Raw genomic sequence first — 22,269 nt, 5'->3', positions numbered from 1 at the left:
ACGGGACCCGGGCCCGCGAAGCCCGGGATCAGACAGCGTCCGGCCGCAGCAGCGGAACCATCAGCTGGTCGATCATCTCCTCAATCTCCTGGTCCGTCCATTCACTTCCACAAACCTTTGACCGGTACATCATCATCGCCGGGATGGCGTCGAAGACGTATCCGTTGGACGCTTCCCGCCGGACCTCTCCCCGCTCTATTCCACGGTTGACGACCTCGCGGAGCATCGTGAGGGTCGGCTCGATCACCCCTGCGACGATCACCGCATGGAAGCGTTCCGCCTGCACGCTGTCGCATTCGTGAAGCACTGATCGCAACGCGAATCCAGGGCGGGAGTACATCGCGTCGCGGGCCCTCCGGCACAGCACCAGGAGATCCTCGCGCACACTCCCGAAGTCGGGCACCGCGTCGAAGCGCGGCAGCCCGGACCGCAGCGCGTCCGCGACGAGATCCTCCTTGGACGGCCAGCGGCGGTAGACCGCCGCCTTGCCGGTCTGGGCTCCGGCGGCCACGCCCTCCATCGTCAGGCCGTTCCAGCCGACGGTGCCGAGCTGTTCCAGCGCGGCGTCGAGGATGGCGCGTTCGAGGACCGCCCCACGCCGGCGGGAGGGCGTCCGGGCGGAGGCGGCCGCCCAGTGCGAAGCAACCATGTCGAAGGTCTCCAGGGTGCGGGGAAATCAGACGTTCGGGGAGAGGGAAGGCGGCGTACGGCCACAACGGGGGACGGGCCGCAGGACAGCACATCAAGTGAACGCTTGCGTTCACTGTCCGGGAGTCACTAACGTTGAAGCAACAGTGAACGCGGTCGTTCACTAAGTCATTCGTGGGGGACACATAGTGGCAACCTCTTCCCTGATCCGAGACCAGAAGCCGGGAGCGGCCCGCCGGGAGGGGCGTCCCGGCATCGCGCTCACCGTCATCGCGGCCTGCCAACTCATGGTGGTACTCGACGCGACGATTGTGAACATCGCCCTCCCGCACATTCAAGAGGCGCTCAGCTTCAGCACCACCGACCTCACCTGGGTCGTCAGCGCCTACACACTCACCTTCGGCGGTCTGCTGCTGCTCGGTGGCCGTGCCGGTGACATCCTCGGCCGTCGCCGGGTCTTCATGACCGGCATCCTGCTGTTCACCTTCGCCTCGCTGCTCGGCGGCTTCGCCCAGGAGCCCTGGCAGCTCCTGGCGGCGCGCGTCCTGCAAGGTGTGGGAGGCGCGATCGCGTCGCCCACGTCGCTCGCCCTCATTACCACCACCTTCCCCGAAGGGCCGGAACGCAACCGGGCCTTCGGTGTCTTCGCCGCCGTCTCCGCAGGCGGCGGCGCCATAGGCCTGCTGGCGGGCGGCATGCTCACCGAGTGGCTCGACTGGCGCTGGGTGCTCTTCGTCAACGTGCCGATCGGCGTACTGATCGCCGTGCTCACCCCGCTGTACATCAGCGAGTCCGAGCGGCACTCCGGACGCTTCGACATCGCCGGGGCGGTGACCTCGACAGCGGGTATGGCGTCCCTCGTCTATGGCTTCATCCGCGCCGCGGACGAGGGCTGGCGGGACGGCCTGACCATCGGTTCTTTCGCGGCCGCGGTGGTCCTGCTGCTCTCCTTCGTGTTCATCGAGTCGCGGGCCAAGGAGCCGATCACCCCGCTGCGGATGTTCGCCGACCGCAATCGCTCCGGCACCTACGTGATCATGCTGAGCCTGGCCGCGGCGATGTTCGGCATGTTCTTCTACATCGTGCTGTTCGTTCAGAACGTGCTGGGTTACACCCCCATCCAGGCTGGTCTGGCCTTCCTGCCGGTCACGGTCGTGATCGCGCTCGGCGCGGGCCTGTCGCAGCGTTTCCTGCCGGTGTTCGGCCCTAAGCCGTTCATGCTCGTGGGCTCGGCGCTCGCCGCGATCGGGCTCGGCTGGCAGGCCCTCATCAGCTCCGACAGCACCTACGTCGGCGGCGTCCTCGGGCCGATGCTGATCTTCGGGTTCGGCATGGGACTGAACTTCGTGACGCTGACGCTCACCGCCGTTTCCGGGGTCGCCCAGCACGAGGCGGGCGCGGCGTCCGGCCTGCTCAACGCGATGCAGCAGGTGGGCGGCTCGATCGGCCTCGCCATCCTGACGACGATGTTCGGCACGGCCACCAAGGAGGAGGCGGAGAAGCAGGGGGCGGACTTCCTCACCAACGGCTCGGCGGAGCAGAAGGCGGAATTCGCCCAGACGCACCAGCTGCCGGCGCCCTGGGGACACGAAGTGCTGGCGCAGGGTATATCGGCTGCCTTCATGCCGGCTGCCGCGATGGCCGTACTCGCCCTGGCCACGGCATGGCTGGTGATCCGGGTACGCAAGAGCGACCTGGAGGCGCTGTCCGGCTCGGCCGGGCCGGGAATGGGCTGACCGCGCGGTACTCCGGGCCGGGCGGTGTCCACCGGCGGGCGCCATGGGCGCTCGCCGGTACCCGCGCCGTCGGCTCCCGGTCGACAGGGTGCCGGACCGGGAAAGCAGGACGAAGAACAGCAGCGCGACGACCGACACCAGCGGCAACCACCCCATGCGCTACCCCCTCGTGACACTCCCGGCCAGGCTCACGCCTCGCACAACGGTTGTCACGACAACGGACGAGCGGTCACGCAGAGTTCCCGCCACATACGGAGAGTCCGCTAAGCCTGCGCCGACATCCACTCGGGCAACGCCTCGACCCGCCCCGCCCACTCGGGCGGCGGCGCTCCGGTCTCGCCCGCGGCGACCACCCCGCCCACGATGGCACAGGTCGTGTCCACATCCCCGCCGACCTGGGCGGTCGTCCAGAAGGCGCGCTCGTAAGCTCCGAGGGAGCGCGCCGCGGACCAGAGGGCGAAGGGAACCGTGTCGTGTGCGGTGGTACGCCTGCCGCAGCCCAGCACCGCCGCGACCGTGGTCGCGTCGCCGTAGTCGAGCATGTCCCGGGCTCGTCGCAGTCCGGCGCCGACCGCGCTCTTCGGCACCAGGGCGATCACCCCGTCCAGGAGCGCGTGGGGGGTGGGAGGGCCGCCGGGGTCCGCGGCCAGTGCGGCGGCCGCGGCGACCGCCATGGCGCCGACCACCGCCTCGCGGTGCTGATGCGTGGGGTAGGCCGAGATCTCCGCCTGATGGGTCGCCTGCTCCGGGTCGTCCGCGTACCAGGCGCCCAGCGGCGCGATGCGCATCGCGGCGCCGTTGCCCCAGGAGCCCTGGCCGTTGAACAGCGCGGCGGCGAGCTCCCGCCAGTCACCGCCTTCCCGGACCAGTCGCAGCAGCCGGTTGACGGCGGGGCCGTAGCCGCGGTCGAAGTCGTGGTGCCGGGCGAAGGAGAGCGCCAGCGCGTCCTGGTCGATGCGGTGGTGGGTGGCCAGGACGGAGACCACGGAGCACGCCATTTCCGTGTCGTCCGTCCACTGCCAGGTACCGGGGGGCAGCTCGCGGCATTTCAGCAGCGGGTAGTTCGCCGGCACGAAGAACTGTGAGCCCAGCGCGTCGCCCACCGACAGTCCGCGCAGGCTGGACAGGGCCCGGTCCAGGCGCCCGTCGGGAGATGAATGAGCGGTCATCGCCCTGCCACTCTATCCGGTGATCCCGTACGGTTCCGGATCTCGCCAGCGATCGAAGGGACGGTCAAGGGTGTACTTGCCGTCGTCACCGAGAACGAGCATGCGCATCTCGCCGTTCCCGGGGTTCGACAGCGACTCGAATTCCGCGACCGTCCAGTGGAACCACCGCATGCAGAACAGTCGCATCGCCAGGCCGTGGGTCACCAGGAGGACGTTCGGCGGATGGTCGGAGTCCTCGAAACTGCGGAACAGGCTCTCCAGGAAACCGCCGACCCGGTCGTACACGTCGGCACCGGACTCGCCCTGGGCGAAGCGGTAGAAGAAGTGGCCGTAGGCGTCCCGGTAGGCCTTCTGCCGGCGCACGTCGTCGCAGTCCTGCCAGTTGCCCCAGTCCTGCTCACGCAGCCGGGGCTCCTCCCGTATCCGTATGAGTCCGGGGTCGAGGCGAAAAGAGCGCAGTGTCTCGTGGGTCCGGCGGTACGGGGAGACGTACACACTGACCCGCTCGTGGCCGAACACCTCGCGCAGCCTCTTGCCCGTCTCCTCTGCCTGCGCCCGGCCCCGTTCCGTGAGGGCCAGCGCGTGGTCGGGCTCGCGCTCGTACACGGAGTCATCGACATTTCCCGTCGACTCGCCGTGCCGGACAAGAACGATGCGCCGTGGTCGTGCCATGTCAGAACCCTAGATCGAAAGGGACGGAACCAAGCACTCGAACGGGCCCCGTACGGCGTACGTCACACAGTTTCCACATCCGGGTCGGCACCCGTCGGGCGCAGGGGCACTCGGTCAGGATCCGATCTCAACGGTCCACGAGGGTTCCAGTTGCACGATGTCCCCGGTCAGTGCCGCGATGTCGGCCTCCGTCTGAGCGCGCAGGGCGAGCCGCTCCACCCTCTCGGCGCGGTACTTGCCGTGCTCGGCGGCCGACCGCCACATGGACAGCACCAGGTACTCGTTCCCCGGTGCCTCGCCAAACAGCCCGCGGACCATACCGGGCGAACCGGCCATCGCGGGGTTCCAGACCTTCTCCTGCATGAGGACGTAGTGCTCGGCCCGCTCCTCGTGGACGCGACAGAGCGCCACCCGCAGCAGGTCGGCGTCGGTGAAGCGCGGTTCGAACCCGGTCTTCACGTCGAACCGGTAGTCGAAGAGCCTTACCTGGGCGTCCTTGAAGGTGCCTGCCTGGGCCGAGGCGAGCCGGTCGTGGGAACGGGCCATGAACGAGTCGTAGAAGGCACGGCTCTCCCAGAAGGCGAAGACATGCGCCACGTCCTGCCGCCCCCGGCTCCAGCCACCCCCCTGTCCCCGAAAACCCGGCTCCCCCGGAAGCCCCGCCCACTTCCGCTGCCCCCGCTCGAAACCGCGGCGGTCCACCACGGTGCAGCGAATCCACTTGACCAGCACCGCGCCATGGTAGGCCAGGGAACGTGGTACCGGTCACTCTCCGCGGGACCGCTTGCCCGCAGCAGGCTCGCTGCGCGTGGCAGGATGGGCAACCGACCGTCACCACTCGGCAGTTGAAGTGGCCGGGCAGGGGCGCGGGACCAGGGAAGGGGATGTTCGTGAACGGCCTCAACAAGGGCATTCGCAAGGTCGAGGTCGCACTGCGGTGGGACCCCAGTCCGGCGGGGCAGCCAGCCGCCGACCTGGACCTCGTCGCCGGGACCTATCCGGTGGGTGATCCGTACGGCGACCCCTCTTATGTGGTGCACTTCGACAGCCGCTCCCCCGACGGCACCATCTATCTGAACCGGGACAGCCGGGACGGCAAGGGCTTCGGCTTCGACGAGGTCATGACGCTGGAGCTGGAGCGGCTCGACGCGCGGTACGCGCGCGTGGTGGTGGGCGTCGCGATCCAGCAGCGCACCGAGGACCGGACCTTCGGGGACGTGGGCAACCCGGGCCTGCGCATCCGTGAGGGCCACACCGACCTTGCCACGGACGACTTCAGCGGTGTCCTGGGCGCGTCGGCGGCGACGGTCGCCGAGTTCGTCCGGGACGAGACGGGGGCATGGGAGTTCCGGGCCGGCGTGCACGGTTTCGAGGGGGATCGCGCGGCGTTCGCCGCCACGATGGGTGCGACACGCCGCCCCTGACGGCGCCCGGCGCATGAGCAGCCGCGTATGAGCAGCCGCGTATGAGTAAGGGGCGTCCGCCTTGGCGGACGCCCCTTACTCATGTGGACCTACGGGTCAGCTGCAACCGCTGGTCGAGCCGCAGCCCTCGCAGATGTAGCAGGAACCGGCGCGCTGCATCTTCGTGCCGCAGGAGAAGCACAGCGGAGCGTCGGCCTGGATGCCCAGCTGCATCTCCACCAGCTCGGCGCTGGTGTGCGCCTGCTGCGGAGCGGGCTTGGCCGCCTCGACCTCGGCCTTCGGCGTGGCGACGGCCTTCAGCTCCTGGGCGCGCGGCGCCGACTGGGCCAGGCCCTCGACGTCGAGCTCGTCGTCGGACGGCTCGTACGAGCCCGTCTCCAGGTGACGCTGACGCTCTTCGGCGGAGTGGATGCCGAGCGCGGAGCGCGTCTCGAAGGGCAGGAAGTCCAGCGCCAGGCGGCGGAAGATGTAGTCGACGATCGACTGCGCCATCCGCACGTCCGGGTCGTCCGTCATACCGGCCGGCTCGAAGCGCATGTTGGTGAACTTCGAGACGTACGTCTCCAGCGGCACGCCGTACTGGAGGCCGACGGAGACCGCGATGGAGAAGGCGTCCATCATTCCCGCGAGGGTCGAACCCTGCTTGGACATCTTCAGGAAGACCTCGCCGAGACCGTCGTCCGGGTAGGAGTTGGCGGTCATGTAGCCCTCGGCGCCGCCGACCGTGAAGGACGTGGTGATGCCGGGACGACCCTTCGGGAGGCGCTTGCGTACCGGACGGTACTCGACGACCTTCTCGACCGTCTCGCGGATGGTCGCCTCGGCCTTCTCCGCGACGGCGTCCGTCGCGGACTTCTCCTTGGTCTTGGCGGAGAGGGGCTGGCCGACCTTGCAGTTGTCGCGGTAGATGGCGAGCGCCTTGACGCCCATCTTCCAGGCCTCGAAGTAGACCTCCTCGACGTCCTCGACGGTCGCCGACTCCGGCAGGTTGACCGTCTTGGAGAGGGCGCCGGAGATCCACGGCTGGATGGCGGCCATCATGCGGACGTGGCCCATCGCGGAGATGGAGCGCTCGCCCATGGCGCAGTCGAAGACCTCGTAGTGCTCGTGCTTGAGGCCGGGGGCGTCGATCACGTTGCCGTGCTCGGCGATGTGGGCGACGATCGCCTCGATCTGCTCCTCCTGGTAGCCCAGGCGGCGCAGGGCCTGCGGGACGGTGCCGTTGACGATCTGCATCGAGCCGCCGCCGACCAGCTTCTTGAACTTGACCAGGGCGAGGTCGGGCTCGAGGCCGGTGGTGTCGCAGGACATCGCCAGACCGATGGTGCCGGTCGGGGCGATGACGGACGCCTGGGCGTTACGGAAACCGTTCTTCTCGCCGAGGCGCAGCACGTCCTGCCAGGCCTCGGTGGCGGCGGCCCAGATCGGCGTGTCCAGGTCGTCCATGCGGACGGCCTTGGCGTTCTCGTCGGAGTGCTGCTTCATGACCCGCAGGTGCGGCTGCGCGTTGCGGGCGTAGCCGTCGTACGGGCCGACGATCGCGGCGAGCTCGGCGGAGCGCCGGTACGACGTGCCGGTCATCAGCGAGGTGATGGCGCCGGCCAGGGCGCGGCCGCCGTCGGAGTCGTACGCGTGGCCGGTCGCCATCAGCAGGGCGCCGAGGTTGGCGTAGCCGATGCCGAGCTGGCGGTAGGCGCGGGTGTTCTCGCCGATCTTCTGGGTCGGGAAGTCCGCGAAGCAGATGGAGATGTCCATCGCGGTGATGACGAGCTCGACGACCTTCGCGAAGCGCTCGGCGTCGAAGGACTGGTTGCCCTTGCCGTCGTCCTTCAGGAACTTCATCAGGTTCAGCGAGGCGAGGTTGCAGGACGTGTTGTCCAGGTGCATGTACTCGCTGCAGGGGTTCGAGCCGTTGATGCGGCCGGACTCCGGGCAGGTGTGCCAGTGGTTGATGGTGTCGTCGTACTGGATGCCCGGGTCGGCGCAGGCCCAGGCGGCCTCGGCCATCTTGCGGAAGAGTGCCTTGGCCTCGACCTCCTCGATGACCTCGCCGGTCATGCGGGACGTCAGACCGAACTTGCCGCCGTCCTGGACGGCCTTCATGAACGTGTCGTTCACGCGGACCGAGTTGTTGGCGTTCTGGTACTGGACGGACGTGATGTCGTCGCCGCCCAGGTCCATGTCGAAGCCCGCGTCGCGCAGGGCGCGGATCTTCTCCTCTTCCTTGACCTTGGTCTCGATGAAGTCCTCGATGTCGGGGTGGTCGACGTCGAGGATGACCATCTTGGCGGCGCGGCGGGTGGCGCCACCGGACTTGATCGTGCCGGCGGAGGCGTCGGCGCCGCGCATGAAGGAGACCGGTCCTGAGGCGTTGCCGCCGGAGGAGAGCAGCTCCTTGGAGGAGCGGATCCGGGAGAGGTTCAGACCGGCGCCCGAGCCGCCCTTGAAGATCATGCCCTCTTCCTTGTACCAGTCGAGGATCGACTCCATGGAGTCGTCGACGGACAGGATGAAGCAGGCGGAGACCTGCTGCGGCTGGGGCGTGCCGACGTTGAACCAGACGGGGCTGTTGAAGCTGAAGATCTGGTGCAGGAGGGCGTAGGCCAGCTCGTGCTCGAAGATCTCGGCGTCGGCGGGCGAGGCGAAGTACTTGTGGTCCTCACCGGCCTTCCGGTACGTCTTCACGATGCGGTCGATGAGCTGCTTCAGGCTCACCTCGCGCTGCGGGGTGCCGACGGCGCCCCGGAAGTACTTGCTGGTGACGATGTTGACCGCGTTCACCGACCAGAACTCGGGGAACTCGACGCCACGCTGCTCGAAGTTGACCGAGCCGTCGCGCCAGTTGGTCATGACGACGTCACGACGCTCCCAGGCCACCTCGTCGTAGGGGTGGACTCCGGGAGTGGTGTGGACGCGCTCGACGCGGAGTCCCTTGCCCGCCTTGGTGCCCTTGGCGCGGGAACTCCGTGCCGGACCGCTCGCCGTCTCTGTCATGCCGCCTCCCATGTACGGGCGAAAACGCCCTGAAGTGCCCCGATTGTTCCCGTGGCACGTGTTCTGTCTTGTATTGCGGGCATCTCTCGCTCCGCCCGCAACAGGTCTTTGTCACTCGCCGCCGTCCGGCCGGGCCCGGGCGCCGAAGTCCGGGTCCGGCCCGCCGGTCAGTCGGCGGCGCCCGCGGGCTCGGGGACCTGTGCCGCCCCCGCGGACCCGCGGTCGTTCTCCTGGCTCCCCGCACCGGCGTCGTCGCCGTCTCCGCCGGGGCGCCCCGTCGCCTCCCTGAGCTCCGCGATCGCGGCCTCGAAGTCCTCGAGCGAGTCGAACGCCCGGTAGACGGAGGCGAATCGCAGATAGGCGACGAGGTCGAGTTCCTGCAAGGGACCGAGTATGGCCAGCCCCACGTCGTGGGTGGTCAGCTCGGCACTTCCGGTGGCCCGCACCGCCTCCTCGACCCGCTGGCCGAGCTGGGCGAGCGCGTCCTCGGTGACGGGCCGGCCCTGGCAGGCCTTGCGCACACCGTTGATGATCTTGGTACGGCTGAACGGTTCGGTGACCCCGGACCGCTTCACCACCATGAGCGAGCACGTCTCCACGGTCGTGAAACGACGGGAGCAGTCAGGACACTGGCGGCGCCGGCGGATCGACGTGCCGTCGTCGGTCGTACGACTGTCGACGACACGGCTGTCGGGGTGCCTGCAGAAGGGGCAGTGCATGATCTCCGAACCCTCCTCACAGCAGACTCAATGGCCTCGGGAGGCCCTTCAGGCCCCTCGAAGCAGCCCCCAGCATAGGCGATCGCGACAGGGCCGAAGACCCGGGGGACCACAACTTGTGGGCTGCTGATGCAATCCAACCACTAGATGTGGGGATTGACTCACACATACACGCCCTGCACCCGTATCGCTCCCGTACGTACAGGCGCCGGACGCGGAGGCGCCGAACGGCCCGGACGACGCGGCGCGCACGGGCACCGCACGGGCACGCGCAGGCGCGGTACGGCCCGGAGGCCGGGCGGGCGCGGGCACGCGCGACCGGGCCGGCCGGGGCATGCGGAGATACCGTGAGCACCGCGAGAAGGGGGCGTGGGGCTACCGCAAGGATGAGGGGACCCACGCCGTCGAACGGAACGCCGGATGGCAGACTGGAGCGACACCCCCGAGGTTGCCACCACGGCGGTGAAGAGTACCGCAATGGACCCTTTCGTCCGCCAGACAACGCGTAGGCATCGCGCAAGCCATACACCCCGACACGCCAACCGGGCGACCGATTCGCGATTTTTCACTCGAACGTGTGTTTGGCGCAACCTTTCGAAAGCTACTACCGTTGTGCAGCAGGGAGACCATCGAGAGGGGCCGACGTGACCACCACCGCCGACAGTGCCGCCATCACTGCCCAGGACCGCCCCCAGGGCCGACCTGAGCCGGTGCACGCGATGAGCGACGCCGTGAATCCAGAGGGGCACAAGCGCTCCCTGCCAGGCCGACCTCCTGGCATCCGGGCGGACAGTTCAGGACTCACCGACCGCCAGCGCCGGGTGATCGAGGTCATCCGCGACTCCGTACAGCGGCGCGGGTACCCGCCGTCCATGCGGGAGATCGGCCAGGCCGTCGGCCTCTCCAGCACCTCCTCCGTCGCACACCAGCTGATGGCGCTGGAGCGCAAGGGCTTCCTGCGCCGCGACCCGCACCGCCCGCGCGCCTACGAGGTGCGCGGCTCCGACCAGGCCTCCTCCGTGCAGCCCACGGACACCGCCGGCAAGCCGGCCGCGTCGTACGTCCCGCTCGTCGGGCGCATCGCCGCCGGCGGACCGATCCTCGCCGAGGAATCCGTCGAGGACGTCTTCCCGCTGCCCCGGCAGCTGGTCGGTGACGGCGAGCTGTTCGTCCTGAAGGTCGTCGGCGACTCGATGATCGAGGCCGCCATCTGCGACGGCGACTGGGTCACCGTCCGCCGCCAGCCGGTCGCCGAGAACGGCGACATCGTGGCCGCGATGCTCGACGGCGAAGCCACCGTCAAGCGCTTCAAGCGTGAGGACGGCCACGTCTGGCTCCTCCCGCACAACTCGGCGTACGAGCCGATCCCCGGTGACGACGCGACCATCCTCGGCAAGGTGGTGGCCGTACTGCGCCGCGTCTGAGCGCCACGGCGGGCGGGTACGCCACGACAGCGACCCGCCGACCCGACCGGGCCCCGGAACCTCTGCGCCGGTTCCGGGGCCCTGCGCTGTGTGGAGGGCCAGGCCCCGGTGACCGCCGTGCAGGAGACCGCGCTCAGCCGCCCTCCGCCGCCGTCTCCGCTTCCGTCTGCCGTGCCGTCGCATCGATCGCGGCGAGTGACTTGCGGACCTGGTTGCGGTCCGTGGTGAACCAGAAATCGGGCAGCGACGCCTTCAGATAGCTTCCGTACCGGGCCGTCGCCAGTCGCTGGTCCAGTACGGCGACCACGCCGCGGTCGCCCGACGCCCGGACCAGGCGGCCCGCTCCCTGGGCCATCAGCAACGCGGCATGCGTGGCGGCGACCGCCATGAAACCGTTACCGCCGGCCTCCTCCACCGCCTTCTGGCGGGCGCTCATCAAGGGGTCGTCCGGGCGCGGGAACGGAATCTTGTCCATGACGACCAGTTGACAGCTCGGCCCGGGGACGTCCACGCCCTGCCAGAGCGACAGCGTGCCGAAGAGGCAGGTCTTCGGGTCGGCGGCGAAGTTCTTGATCAGCTCACCGAGTGTCTCCTCGCCCTGGAGGAGGATCGGGTACTCCGGGATGCGGGAGCGCAGTTCCTCGGCGGCCAGCTGAGCCGCCCGCATCGAGGAGAACAGCCCCAGCGTGCGACCGCCCGCGGCCTGGATCAGCTCCGTCAGCTCGTCGAGCATGTCGCCGCGGTCGCCGTCGCGGGCGGGGCGGGCCAGGTGCTTGGCGACGTACAGGATGCCCTGCTTGCGGTAGTCGAAGGGAGACCCCACGTCGAAGCCCCTCCACTGGGGGACGTCGTCGCCCTCGGTGCCCTCCGGGGCGAGGCCGAGGGATGCTCCGACGCCGTTGAAGTCGCCGCCCAGCTTCAGGGTCGCGGAGGTCAGGACGACCGAGCGGTCCGCGAAGAGCTTCTCGCGCAGCAGGCCGGCGACGGACATGGGGGCGACCCGCAGGGAGGCACCGAAGCGGTCGTGCCGCTCGTACCAGACGACGTCCCACTCGGAGCCGTTCGTGATCCGCTCCGCCACGTCGTGCACGGACTCCACGGAGGCCAGCGCCTGCTTGCGGACGGCGTCCTCGTCCTGCACGGACTTGTCGCGGGTCGCGCCGATCGCCGAGATGACCGTACGGCAGGCGTCGCGCAGCGCCATCAGCGCGTAGCCGAGGTCCTCCGGGATCTCCTCCAGCCGGCCCGGCAGCGCCAGCTCCATCAGCCGCTCGAACCCCTCGGCCGCGGTCTGGAGCTGGTCGGCGGCCTTCTCGTTGACGAGTTTCGCGGCCCGCCGCACCGCGCGGTTGACCTGGCCGGGCGTGAGCTCACCGGTGGCCACCCCGGTGACCCGGGAGACCAGCTCGTGCGCCTCGTCGACGATCAGCACCTCGTGCTGCGGCAGGACCGGGGCGCCCTCGATGGCGTCGATGGCGAGCAGCGCGTGGTTGGTGACGACGACGTCGGAGAGTTTGGCGCGCTCGCGAGCCATCTCGGCGAAGCACTCGGCGCCGTAGGCGCACTTCGAGGCGCCCAGACACTCCCGGGAGGACACCGACACCTGCGACCAGGCCCGGTCGGAGACACCGGGCGTCAGGTCGTCGCGGTCGCCGCTCTCGGTCTCGTCCGCCCAGTCGCGCATCCGCAGCAGGTCCTGGCCCAGCTTGCTGGTGGGGGCGGCGGCCTCGAACTGGTCGAAGAGGCCCTCCTCCTCGTCCTGCGGGACTCCCTCGTGGAGTCGGTGCAGGCACAGGTAGTTCGACCGGCCCTTGAGCATCGCGAACTCCGGGCGGCGGCGCAGCTGGGGATGGAGCGCGTCGACCGTGCGGGGCAGGTCCCGCTCGACCAGCTGGCGCTGCAGGGCCAGGGTCGCGGTGGCCACGACGACCCGCTCCCCGTGTGCCAGCGCGGGCACCAGATAGCCCAGCGACTTGCCGGTGCCGGTGCCGGCCTGGACCAGCAGATGGGAGCCGCCGTCGATGGCTTCCTCGACGGCTTCGGCCATGGCTACCTGGCCGGGACGCTCCGTGCCGCCGACGGCGGTGACGGCGGCGTGCAGGAGTTCGGGGAGTGAGGGCTTCGTCATAGCGCGACCACCCTACGGCCCGGGACTGACAATCGTGCGGGCGAGGCCGAAGGGGTGGCCTGGAGAGGCTGGAGGGGCCGGAGAAGCTGGAGGGGCCGGAGAAGCTGGAGGGGCCAGAGCAGCAAGAGGGAACCGGAGGGGCAGAAGAGACCGGAGAAACCAGAGGGGTGACAGGGACCGGAGGGACAGGAAGGAGTGACGGGCTGCGGGGAGGGCGGGGGCAAGGGTGGGCTCCTTGGCGGGTGAGGGGCCGGTCCGCGCGTGGGGGCGGCACTGATCAAGCCGTCGAACCGGGCCGCACGACGCTACGGCAGTTCGCACGGCGTCCGGTCGCGGATCACGAGGGCGGCCCGCTTGGCGGGCAGGTCGACCTCGGCTGAGAACCGGAACCCGGCGCCGAGGAACGCGGCGACGGAGGCCGTGTTGCGGACGTCGGGTTCGGCGAGCACACGCGTGCAGGCGGGCCGCCTCGCGAGGACCAGGTCGGCGGCGGCGCCGATCAGCGTGGTCCCGACGCCCTGCCCGCGGTCGGCGACATCGCCGATCAGGAGGTGGAGGCCGGTGTCGTGCGGCCGGACGGGGCAGTGCCGGGCCAGCGGGTCGAGGTCGGCCCGGTAGATCTCCCAGTAGCTCATCGGCACGCCGTCCAGCACGCCGACGCACGGGACGCTGCGCCCGTCGCCGGCGAGCTGCGCCCGTACGTGCTCCTCGGTCACGCTCTCGGGTCCGGTCAGCTCCCAGAACGCGGCGACGGCGGGGTCGTTCATCCAGCGGCTGATGAGCGGCACGTGCTGTCCGACACGCACGGGTGCCAGGTGGAACACCCCCACGGGGGTGAGGACCGGCCCCCAGTCGGCGACACGGTCGAGCAGGTCGTCACCGGCCCGTGGCGTCTCCGCTCCGGCGAGGTCGTTCCCCTCCTTCCCGAAGAGGGCGACGAACTCCTCGGGAAGGTGCAGGTCCAGGGTGTCGTCGGCGCCGGCGTCGGTGGAAGCCACGGTGTCGCTCTTTCGGGAGAGGAGAGGGGGAAGAGAGACGGAGGAAGGGTCGTGGGCCTGCTCAGGAGTGCAGCGGGTTGGTGAGGGTGACGTAGACGGACTGGGTGTCCACCGGGCCGACGAGTTCGTCGAGGCCGTGCAGCCGGGTGAGCAGGTTGGCCTTGCAGCGGAGGACGGGCGAGTCGAGGAGGTGGGCCGGCAGCGGACTGCGCAGCGGCTCGGGGCCCGAGGCGGCCCGGCGGAGGAGGCGGCGGAAGGCCGCGAGCAGCAGTCGCTCGTCGGCGAGGCGCTGGGAACCGAAGTCGCCGATGAGACCGAACACGTTGTTGATGGCCAGGTAGTAGGTGAAGCGCTCGTTGACGACCTCGTCGGCGACGAACGTGTCGCTGTACGCGCCGACGCCGGGCAGCCGGGCGTCGAGTTCGGCCCGCCGGGACTCGCGGAAGTAGTAGCCCTGGTTGTCGCGGTAGCGGCCGCCTGCGGGCCAGCCGTCGGCGTCCAGCAGGACGAGGGTGTTCTGCTGGTGCGCCTCCAGGGCGACGCCGGCGTGGGCATCCAGCCACAGCACGGGACGTACGACGTGGTGGAGGTAGCGCAGGAACCACTCGGCGGCGACGGCCGTGCGGGGGCGGCCGGTCCGCCCGGCGAGCCGGGTGACGACCTCGGCCAGCCGGGAGCGCGGGGCGCGGGAGGAACGCCGGTCGGAACCGTCCGCCTGACCGTGCGGCCACGGCGCGACGAGACCGGCGACGCAGGAGACGTCGTCCGAGGGCCGGAACGGGTTGTGCCGGATGATGACGTCGAGCCCGCGCACGGGTCTGCCGTCCGGTCCGTCGACGGCGAGCCAGGCCGGGTCGCGGACGATGTCGAAGTCCGGGTGGGCCGCCTGCCACTGCCGGGACAGGCCGCGTCGCAGCAGACGGTGCACCTCCACTCCGCGGTGGAGTTCCTTGCGAAGGTTTTCCCGGCGGGAGTTGGTGATGTTCAGGGCCAGCGAGAGCTTGAGCATGGCCGGGGCGCCGGTCCGGTGAACCGTCCGCAGGGAGGAGGTGGGATGCCAGGGCGCACCCTGGACACCGAGGTCCCTGAGCAGGCCCGCGTCCAGCAGGGCCGCGGTCCCGGGCCGGTGCCGTACCGCGCGGAACTGCCAGGGGTGCAGGGGGAGGACCGCGTATCCGTCCGGCGGCGCCGGCCCGTCCCCGGCGAGGCGTGCGGTCAGCTCGGGCGCGGCGACCGGCCTGCCGCGCTCCGTCCAGGCCGAGTCGGTGGCGAGTACGGAGGGTGCGACGGCCAGCCAGTGCAGCGGGAAGGAGCCGCGCAGTTCGGGTGAGTACAGCCGCGACTCCGCCTCGGTGAGGCCCTCGCGGCTCTTCGGTGTGGGATGCAGCGGATGCCCGAGAAGCAGTGCCTGCTCGGCGGCGAGGAAGAGGTCGGGGCCGCCGGAGGGACCGGAGCCGTCGAAGGGACCGGAGCCGTCGGAGGCTCGTTCCCGGCGGTCTCGCAGGAACGCGGCGGTACGACGGACGGAGTCGGCGACTCCCACGACGAGTTCGGCCTCGCCGGGCCCCGGGTCGCGGGACGTCTCCCGTGCGAGCAGAGCGGCGACCGTGACCGCGTCCACGGACGGAGCCGAGGCGGGGGCGCCGGCCAGGCGCGGCGGGCCGAAGACGTGCCGGCCCGTCCGGGACCAGTAGTGGACGGGAACGGTCAGGGTGGTGCCGCTCGCGGGGAGCGGCACGTGGAGAACACCGTTGCCGGGAGCGGGCACGTCGCTCTCGCGGGCCCAGCAGCGGAGGAGGTTCTCCACGGCCGCTGCCTGGGCCACGGGATAGGTGTCGCCGTGGTGCGCGAGGTCCGGTGCGGGCCCGGGGGCGGCGGCAGACACCGGTGTGGGCGGGGGCGTGTGTGCGGTGACGGCGGCGGGTGCCGAATGTGGTGCGGGATCGGTGTGCGACGTGGGCAACGTGGGTCCTCTTGACGTGCTGTGTCCGGGCGGCGGATCTCAACGCGGAGCGCGCACCCCGCCCGGCGGGGCGTGGCCGCCGAGGCCTCGGTCCACCGCCTCGACCGCGTCGGCCAGTCGCTCCAGGACCGCCGTCGTCTGCTCCTCGGTGACGATCAGCGGCGGCAGCAGGCGTACGACGTTCGCGGCCGGGCCGGTGACGTCCACGATCAATCCACGGCGCAGACACTCCCGTTGGACGGAGGCCGCGAGTTCGGCGGCGGGACCGGGGCGGACGCCGTCGGCGGGGGTGTCGGGCGCACCGTCCGGCGCGACCAGCTCGATGCCGATCATGAGGCCCCGTCCCCGCACGTCACCGACGAACGGAAACACCTCGGCCAGTCCGCGCAGTCGGGTCAGTATCCGTGCACCCAGCGCTGCGGCGTGCTCGGCGAGGCGGTGTTCGCGGACGTGGGCAAGGGTCGCCGCTCCTGCGGCCAGGGCGAGTTGGTTGCCGCGGAAGGTGCCGCTCCCGGGTTCGCCCGCGTACAGGTCGGTGTGGTGCACGACCGCGGCCAGCGGCAGGCTGCCGCCGACCGCCTCGGAGAGGATCAGGACGTCGGGGAGGACTCCACTGTGTTCGACCGCCCAGAAGGCGCCGGTCCGCCCGACGCCCGTCGCGGTCTCGTCGGCGATCAGCGGGACGGAACGTTCGGCCGTGATACGCCGCATGCGCCGCATCCAGGTGTCCGACGCGGGAAACACGCCGTCCACGCTGCGGACCGGTTCCAGGATCACCCCTGCGGGCAGTTTCCGCCCCGGCCGGCGGTCGCCGAGGGCGGACTCGGCCCCGTCGGCGGCGCGTTCGTCCCCGCGTTGGCCTGCGACGGCGCCCGCGCGGTGTGCGTCACCCGGGTCACGGAAGTCGAGTTCGTCACCCGGGTACGGAAGCCGGGTGGAGCGGGTGCCGCAGGCGTCGCCGGGCCCCGTCCAGGCCTCTGGAACCGGCCCGTCGACCTGGTGGGTGAAGGTGACCACCCGACTCCGCCCGGTGGCGGCGCGGACCAGTCCGACCGCGGTGACGAGCGGGTCGGTGACGGCTGGTCCGCAGAACCGGACGCGTGCGTGATCGGCGAGGCCTGGCGGCAGGGTGCGCAGCAGTTCGGTGACGAAGGCGTCCTCGACAGGGGTCGTGAGGTTCATGACCTGCAAGGGGACGCCCGAGTCGAGCACCTTGCGGATCGCCTCGAGGACCACCGGGTGATGGTGGCCCAAAGCCAGTGCCCCCGCTCCCGAGACGCAGTCCAGGTAGCGGCGACCGTCCGCGCCCTCGATGGTGAGACCACGGGCCCGGACCGGCACGACCGGCAGAGTCCGTACGCAGGTACGTGCCGCCCGCTCACGCGACGGCCGGGGCTTCGCAGCCTTCTCCCGTGCGGTGCGCGCCCGCGCGGACGCCTCATCGGCCAAGCCCTCACCCGCGGTCGGCCCGGCGTTCCCGCTTCCGGACGCAAACCTCCTGTACGCGGTTTCCGCCACGGCTCTCCGACCTCCCGCTGTCCAGACGCGACCCGATGCGCCGGGTCGCCCTCGGCACGGGGACCGCACCCGGACAGCAGGCCCCCACCGCTACCAACCGTGGACCGTCCTCCGGGTTACGGGTTACGGGTTGCCCGGAGTTCCTCGCCGCGGCGGGACGACGGCCCCGGACATGAGGTCACCGTGCCGTCCACCTGCCGGGACAAGGCGGCTCTCCCCTCAGCCCGCCCTCGCTCCGCGTGCCGCAACCCGGGCCCCGGCGACCCCGGTTGCCGGACTGCACCGCCGTCACCCGTCACCCGTCACCCGTCACCGGCAACAGGACATCGGCGTGGGACGGGCAGGCACTCCCCAGCCACGCTCACATCCGCCTCCGCGCAGGCGACCACCGCCCCTTGTGCCCCGGTGTCCGGCACTTCACCGACTCGTTCGCCACCACCGGCGCCGTACGGAACACTTCGGCACACATCGTTCGGCCGCTCCTCGAACCGCGGCCTGCTCGTAGCGAAACCGTTGCCGTTCCACCGGGCTTCCCCCACAGCGAACCAATAGTGTGTGGTGCCGTTCCAGTGCAGTTCACAGTAAGTAGGGGGAAGTCAACACCATGCGATCCATACGGCCGTCGTTCACCACGCGCGGGCACAGGCGCGGGCGGCGCAGCACGTCTCCTGTGCCGGTCGCCGTGGCGCTTGTCTCGGCGCTCGCGCTCACCGCCACCGCCTGCGAGTCCGGCGACCCCGAGGCGGGCGGCGACGCCTCGGCCTCCGCGTCCACCGCGGACGGCGGCAACGGTGAGATCCGGATCCCGGACCACATCAAGGACAAGCTCAAGGAACACGGGATCGACGTAGACGAGTGGAAGAACGGCGCCTGGAAGAACTGGAACAAGGACGACTGGCTGCGCGAGGCGCAGGACTTCGTCAACCCGATCATCGAGGACCTGTGGGACCCGGACCGTATGCGGGAGGCCGAGCAGCCCGAGCAGGAGGTCGACGACAGCGACCTCTCCGGTGACCAGGGCGTCACCGACCCGGAGCCGCAGCCGGTGCAGGCGAAGGCCGTGCCGCCCAAGTACCACGACAGCGCCGCCACCGCGGGCAAGCTGCTCTTCGACTCCCCCCAGGGCTCGATGGTCTGCTCGGCGACCGTCGTCGAGGACCCGGCCAACCCCGGCAAGTCCAACCTGGTGTGGACGGCCGGCCACTGTGTGCACGCGGGCAAGAAGGGCGGCTGGTACCGCAACATCGCCTTCGTGCCGTCGTACAACGACGCCGGCAAGTCGACCGAGGAACTGCAGAACGCCACCAAGGAGGAGGTCGCTCCCTACGGCGTCTGGTGGGGCGACTGGGCCCAGACCTCGGACCAGTGGATCGAGCAGGGCGGCGCGACGGGCGGTGACGGCGCCTCGTACGACTTCGCCGTCATCCATGTGACGCCGGAGAAGGGCAGCGACGGCAAGTCGCTGGAGGAGACGGTCGGCGCGGCGCTTCCGGTGGACTTCGACGCGCCCGCCGTGCCGCAGGTCGAGAGCATGAAGGCGATCGGCTACCCGGCCGCGCCGCCGTACGACGGTCAGAAGCTGTTCCAGTGCGAGGACAAGCCCGGGCGGCTTTCGCTCAGCGCTTCGGACCCGACGATGTACCGCATCGGCTGCACCATGACCGGCGGTTCGTCCGGCGGCGGCTGGGTCGCGGCCGGGTCCGACGGCGAGCCGGCGCTGGTGTCCAACACCTCGATCGGCCCGGTGACGGCCGGCTGGCTGGCCGGTCCGCGGCTGGGCGAGGAGGCCAAGGGTGTGTTCGACGCGGTGAGCGGCAAGTTCGCCGGTCAGTGACCGGGCGCCGGACACGGCGCTCAACTCGGAGGGCGGTGGAGTGCGTCGGGCGGGCCCGGCACTCCACCGCACGTCCCATGACATGCGTACGTTGACATTCACTCATTCCGACGGGGGTCGTTCCATCATGCGTTCCGCACCTGCGCCCGCCGCACCGCGGCACCCCTCCGCACCGCGGCACCGGCGCCGCACCGCACTCGCCGCAACCGGTCTCGTCGCCGCCCTGGCGCTCACCGCGACCGCCTGCGGCGGTGCGGAGAAGGACGAGACCGATGCCAAGCCCAGCGGGGCCACCTCCCAGGCCGCCGGTACCGGCGACACCGGTGACGGCAAGGTCCAGCTCCCGGCCGACCTCGCGGACCGCCTCAAGGAGCACGGCATCGACGTCGACCAGTGGAAGGACGGCGGCTGGAAGGACTGGGACAAGGACAAGTGGCTCAGTGAGGCCAAGGACTTCGTCAACCCGGTGATCGAGGGTCTGTGGAAGCCGGACCGTATGCGGGCCGCGAAGGAGGCCGACAAGACCGTCACGACCAAGGACACCGCCGCCGACCGGGGCGCCACCGACCCGGAGCCGGCGCCCGTCGAGGCCGTGGCCGAGAAGACCCCGTACCACGACAACGCCGCCCCGGTCGGCAAGGTCTTCTTCGACGGCCCCGAGGGGTCGATGGTCTGCTCCGGCACCGTCATCAAGGACGCGAACCACCCGGGCAGGTCCAACCTGGTGTGGACGGCCGGCCACTGCGTGCACGCCGGAGGCAGCGGCGGCTGGTACCGCAACATCGCGTTCGTGCCGTCGTACAACGACCTCGGCAAGTCCGAGGCGGAACTGGCGGGCGCGACGACCACCGAGATGGCGCCCTACGGGACCTGGTGGGCCGACTGGGCTGCGACCTCGAACCAGTGGATCGAGGGCGGTGCGGAGAACGGCGGTGACGGGGCCGCGTACGACTACTCCGTGCTGCACGTGAAGCCGGAGCAGGGCAGCAAGTCCCTGGAGGAGACGGTCGGCGCCGCGCTGGAGGTGGACTTCTCCGCTCCCTCCGCGGCCGAGGTCGCCGACATGGGCGCCTGGGGCTACCCGGCCGCGCCGCCGTACAACGGTCTGACGATGTTCAAGTGCGTCGACCGGCCCGGCCGGCTGTCGCTGAGCCCGTCCCTGCCGACGATGTACCGCATCGGCTGCACCATGACCGGTGGTTCGTCCGGCGGCGGCTGGTTCAGGGTGGTGGACGGCGAGACCAAGCTGGTGTCGAACACCTCGATCGGCCCGCTGGACAACACGTGGCTGGCGGGCCCGCAGCTGGGCCCGGAGGCCGAGGCGATGTACCAGAACATGAGCAGGACGTACGGCGGTCAGTGACCGCACGGGACTGTACGGGGCTCGGGCCCCGGGCAGGCGGGGTCCGCCGCCCCGGACCGGCGGGGCTCGGGCCCCCCGCACGCCGAAGGCCCGCCTCCGCGATGTGCGGAGGCGGGCCTTCCCGCGTGTACGTCAGCCCACGGGACGCGCCACGGGCGCCGGAACGTACGGCGTGAGCTCCGCCGCCAGTTCCTCGTGCACCCGGACCTTGAGCAGGGTGCCCTCCGGGGTGTGCTCCTCGGAGATCACCTCGCCCTCGTCGTGGGCACGGGCGACCAGCTTGCCGTGGGTGTACGGCACGAGCGCCTCGATCTCGACCGACGGGTGCGGCAGCTCGTTGTCGATCAGGGCGAGCAGTTCGTCGATGCCCTGGCCGGTGCGTGCCGAGACGGCGATGGACCGCTTCTCGACCCGCATCAGCCGCTGGAGCACCAGCGGGTCGGCCATGTCGGCCTTGTTGATCACGACGATCTCGGGCAGGTCGGTGGCGCCGACGTCCCTGATCACCTCGCGCACGGCGGCCAGCTGCTCCTCCGGAGCCGGGTGCGAACCGTCCACCACGTGCAGGATCAGGTCGGATTCGCCGACCTCCTCCATCGTGGAGCGGAACGCCTCGACCAGGTGGTGCGGCAGGTGCCGGACGAAGCCGACGGTGTCGGCCAGGGTGTACAGCCGCCCGCTGGGCGTCTCCGCACGGCGCACGGTCGGGTCGAGGGTGGCGAACAGGGCGTTCTCCACCAGCACGCCCGCGCCGGTGAGGCGGTTGAGCAGCGAGGACTTGCCCGCGTTGGTGTAGCCCGCGATGGCGACGGACGGAACCTTGTGGCGCTTGCGCTCCTGGCGCTTGATCTCGCGGCCGGTCTTCATCTCCGCGATCTCCCGGCGCATCTTCGCCATCTTCTCGCGGATCCGGCGCCGGTCCGTTTCGATCTTGGTCTCACCGGGACCACGGGTGGCCAGGCCGCCGCCCTTGCCGCCGCCCATCTGCCGGGACAGCGACTGGCCCCAGCCGCGCAGCCTCGGCAGCATGTACTGCATCTGCGCGAGCGCGACCTGCGCCTTGCCCTCCCGGGACTTGGCGTGCTGGGCGAAGATGTCCAGGATCAGGGCCGTACGGTCGATGACCTTGACCTTGACGACGTCCTCGAGGTGGATCAGCTGGCCCGGGCTGAGCTCACCGTCGCAGATGACGGTGTCCGCGCCCGTGTCGTGAACGACGTCCCGCAGCTCCTCGGCCTTGCCGGAGCCGATGTAGGTGGCGGCGTCGGGCTTGTCGCGGCGCTGGACGACGCCGTCGAGTACGAGCGCACCGGCGGTCTCCGCGAGGGCGGCCAGCTCGGCGAGGCTGTTCTCCGCGTCCTGCACGGTGCCCGAGGTCCACACGCCGACGAGGACGACCCGCTCCAGACGGAGCTGGCGGTACTCGACCTCGGTGACGTCCTCCAGCTCGGTGGACAGGCCCGCCACGCGGCGCAGCGCCGCGCGGTCGGAGCGGTCGAACTGCTCGCCGTCCCACTTCGGGTCGATGTCGTGGCTCCAGGCGACGTCCTCTTCCATCAGGGCATCGGCCCGAAGGCCCTCGGGATGGGTCTGCGCGAGACGCTTGGTGTCCTGGGAGGGGGAAGAAGAGAAGGTCATTGGATCCTTACGCAGCCGGGAAGCGAGTCGTGCGGCGTTGG

16 protein-coding genes are annotated in these 22,269 nt (G+C 70.5%); 5 read left to right on the top strand and 11 right to left on the bottom strand.

All coding sequences use genetic code 11. The features are described 5' to 3' along the window. Positions 1 to 28: 28 nt before the first annotated feature. On the bottom strand, positions 29 to 649 hold the full coding sequence (locus ACP4J0_RS07675) for a TetR/AcrR family transcriptional regulator (RefSeq protein ID WP_426597857.1): 621 nt from the start codon (positions 647 to 649) through the stop codon (positions 29 to 31). Between the two features lie 187 nt (positions 650 to 836). Here ACP4J0_RS07675 and ACP4J0_RS07670 point away from each other — a divergent pair, with 187 nt between their 5' ends. Continuing rightward, entirely contained in the window at positions 837 to 2,384 is a 1,548-nt protein-coding gene (locus tag ACP4J0_RS07670) for an MFS transporter (protein ID WP_426597856.1), read from the top strand. 263 nt (positions 2,385 to 2,647) lie between these two features. Here ACP4J0_RS07670 and ACP4J0_RS07665 read toward each other — a convergent pair whose 3' ends face one another. The 3 genes from ACP4J0_RS07665 to ACP4J0_RS07655 form a co-directional block, all read right to left on the bottom strand. Beyond that, on the bottom strand, positions 2,648 to 3,553 hold the full coding sequence (locus ACP4J0_RS07665; RefSeq protein ID WP_426597855.1) for an ADP-ribosylglycohydrolase family protein: 906 nt from the start codon (positions 3,551 to 3,553) through the stop codon (positions 2,648 to 2,650). A 12-nt stretch (positions 3,554 to 3,565) separates the two neighbouring features. After that, the gene (locus ACP4J0_RS07660; RefSeq protein ID WP_426597854.1) at positions 3,566 to 4,225 is read right to left on the bottom strand and encodes a histidine phosphatase family protein; all 660 of its coding nucleotides are present in this window, start codon (positions 4,223 to 4,225) and stop codon (positions 3,566 to 3,568) included. Positions 4,226 to 4,339: 114 nt separating this feature from the next. Then, the gene (locus ACP4J0_RS07655) at positions 4,340 to 4,957 is read right to left on the bottom strand and encodes a YdbC family protein (protein ID WP_426597853.1); all 618 of its coding nucleotides are present in this window, start codon (positions 4,955 to 4,957) and stop codon (positions 4,340 to 4,342) included. Positions 4,958 to 5,115: 158 nt separating this feature from the next. On the opposite strand from ACP4J0_RS07655, the gene ACP4J0_RS07650 reads away from it, so the two are divergent. Then, positions 5,116 to 5,649 (top strand): TerD family protein, encoded by a 534-nt coding sequence (locus ACP4J0_RS07650; RefSeq protein ID WP_426597852.1) that lies wholly within the window; start codon positions 5,116 to 5,118, stop codon positions 5,647 to 5,649. 96 nt (positions 5,650 to 5,745) lie between these two features. Here ACP4J0_RS07650 and ACP4J0_RS07645 read toward each other — a convergent pair whose 3' ends face one another. Both ACP4J0_RS07645 and nrdR read right to left on the bottom strand, forming a co-directional pair. Continuing rightward, the gene (locus ACP4J0_RS07645; protein ID WP_426597851.1) at positions 5,746 to 8,643 is read right to left on the bottom strand and encodes a vitamin B12-dependent ribonucleotide reductase; all 2,898 of its coding nucleotides are present in this window, start codon (positions 8,641 to 8,643) and stop codon (positions 5,746 to 5,748) included. A 167-nt stretch (positions 8,644 to 8,810) separates the two neighbouring features. Then, positions 8,811 to 9,362, bottom strand: a complete 552-nt coding sequence (nrdR, locus tag ACP4J0_RS07640) for a transcriptional regulator NrdR (RefSeq protein ID WP_426597850.1) — start codon at positions 9,360 to 9,362, stop codon at positions 8,811 to 8,813. A gap of 644 nt (positions 9,363 to 10,006) precedes the next feature. Here nrdR and lexA point away from each other — a divergent pair. Continuing rightward, entirely contained in the window at positions 10,007 to 10,786 is a 780-nt protein-coding gene (lexA, locus tag ACP4J0_RS07635) for a transcriptional repressor LexA (protein ID WP_426597849.1), read from the top strand. Between the two features lie 133 nt (positions 10,787 to 10,919). On the opposite strand, the gene ACP4J0_RS07630 is transcribed toward lexA, so the two are convergent. From ACP4J0_RS07630 to ACP4J0_RS07615, 4 genes are all read right to left on the bottom strand, one after another. Beyond that, positions 10,920 to 12,914, bottom strand: coding sequence for an ATP-dependent DNA helicase (locus tag ACP4J0_RS07630; protein ID WP_426597848.1), 1,995 nt, complete (start codon positions 12,912 to 12,914; stop codon positions 10,920 to 10,922). Between the two features lie 305 nt (positions 12,915 to 13,219). Further along, complete coding sequence (locus ACP4J0_RS07625; RefSeq protein ID WP_426597847.1) at positions 13,220 to 13,912, bottom strand: GNAT family N-acetyltransferase; 693 nt, start codon at positions 13,910 to 13,912, stop codon at positions 13,220 to 13,222. 61 nt (positions 13,913 to 13,973) lie between these two features. Further along, a complete protein-coding gene (locus ACP4J0_RS07620) occupies positions 13,974 to 15,797 on the bottom strand; it encodes an IucA/IucC family protein (protein ID WP_426597846.1) in 1,824 nt (607 codons plus the stop codon). Between the two features lie 117 nt (positions 15,798 to 15,914). After that, positions 15,915 to 17,393 (bottom strand): aminotransferase class III-fold pyridoxal phosphate-dependent enzyme, encoded by a 1,479-nt coding sequence (locus ACP4J0_RS07615; RefSeq protein ID WP_426597845.1) that lies wholly within the window; start codon positions 17,391 to 17,393, stop codon positions 15,915 to 15,917. Positions 17,394 to 17,997: 604 nt separating this feature from the next. On the opposite strand from ACP4J0_RS07615, the gene ACP4J0_RS07610 reads away from it, so the two are divergent. Both ACP4J0_RS07610 and ACP4J0_RS07605 read left to right on the top strand, forming a co-directional pair. Continuing rightward, a complete protein-coding gene (locus tag ACP4J0_RS07610; protein ID WP_426597844.1) occupies positions 17,998 to 19,227 on the top strand; it encodes a trypsin-like serine peptidase in 1,230 nt (409 codons plus the stop codon). A gap of 127 nt (positions 19,228 to 19,354) precedes the next feature. Continuing rightward, a complete protein-coding gene (locus ACP4J0_RS07605) occupies positions 19,355 to 20,590 on the top strand; it encodes a trypsin-like serine peptidase (RefSeq protein ID WP_426597843.1) in 1,236 nt (411 codons plus the stop codon). Between the two features lie 132 nt (positions 20,591 to 20,722). On the opposite strand, the gene hflX is transcribed toward ACP4J0_RS07605, so the two are convergent. Beyond that, positions 20,723 to 22,228, bottom strand: a complete 1,506-nt coding sequence (gene hflX / locus ACP4J0_RS07600) for a GTPase HflX (RefSeq protein ID WP_426597842.1) — start codon at positions 22,226 to 22,228, stop codon at positions 20,723 to 20,725. Between the last annotated feature and the right edge of the window lie 41 nt (positions 22,229 to 22,269).

The sequence above is a fragment of the Streptomyces sp. WG7 genome, assembly GCF_049975785.1.
Classification (GTDB): domain Bacteria; phylum Actinomycetota; class Actinomycetes; order Streptomycetales; family Streptomycetaceae; genus Streptomyces.
The sequence above is the reverse complement of the archived record's forward strand: the minus strand, read 5'-3'. Positions and strand labels throughout refer to the sequence as shown.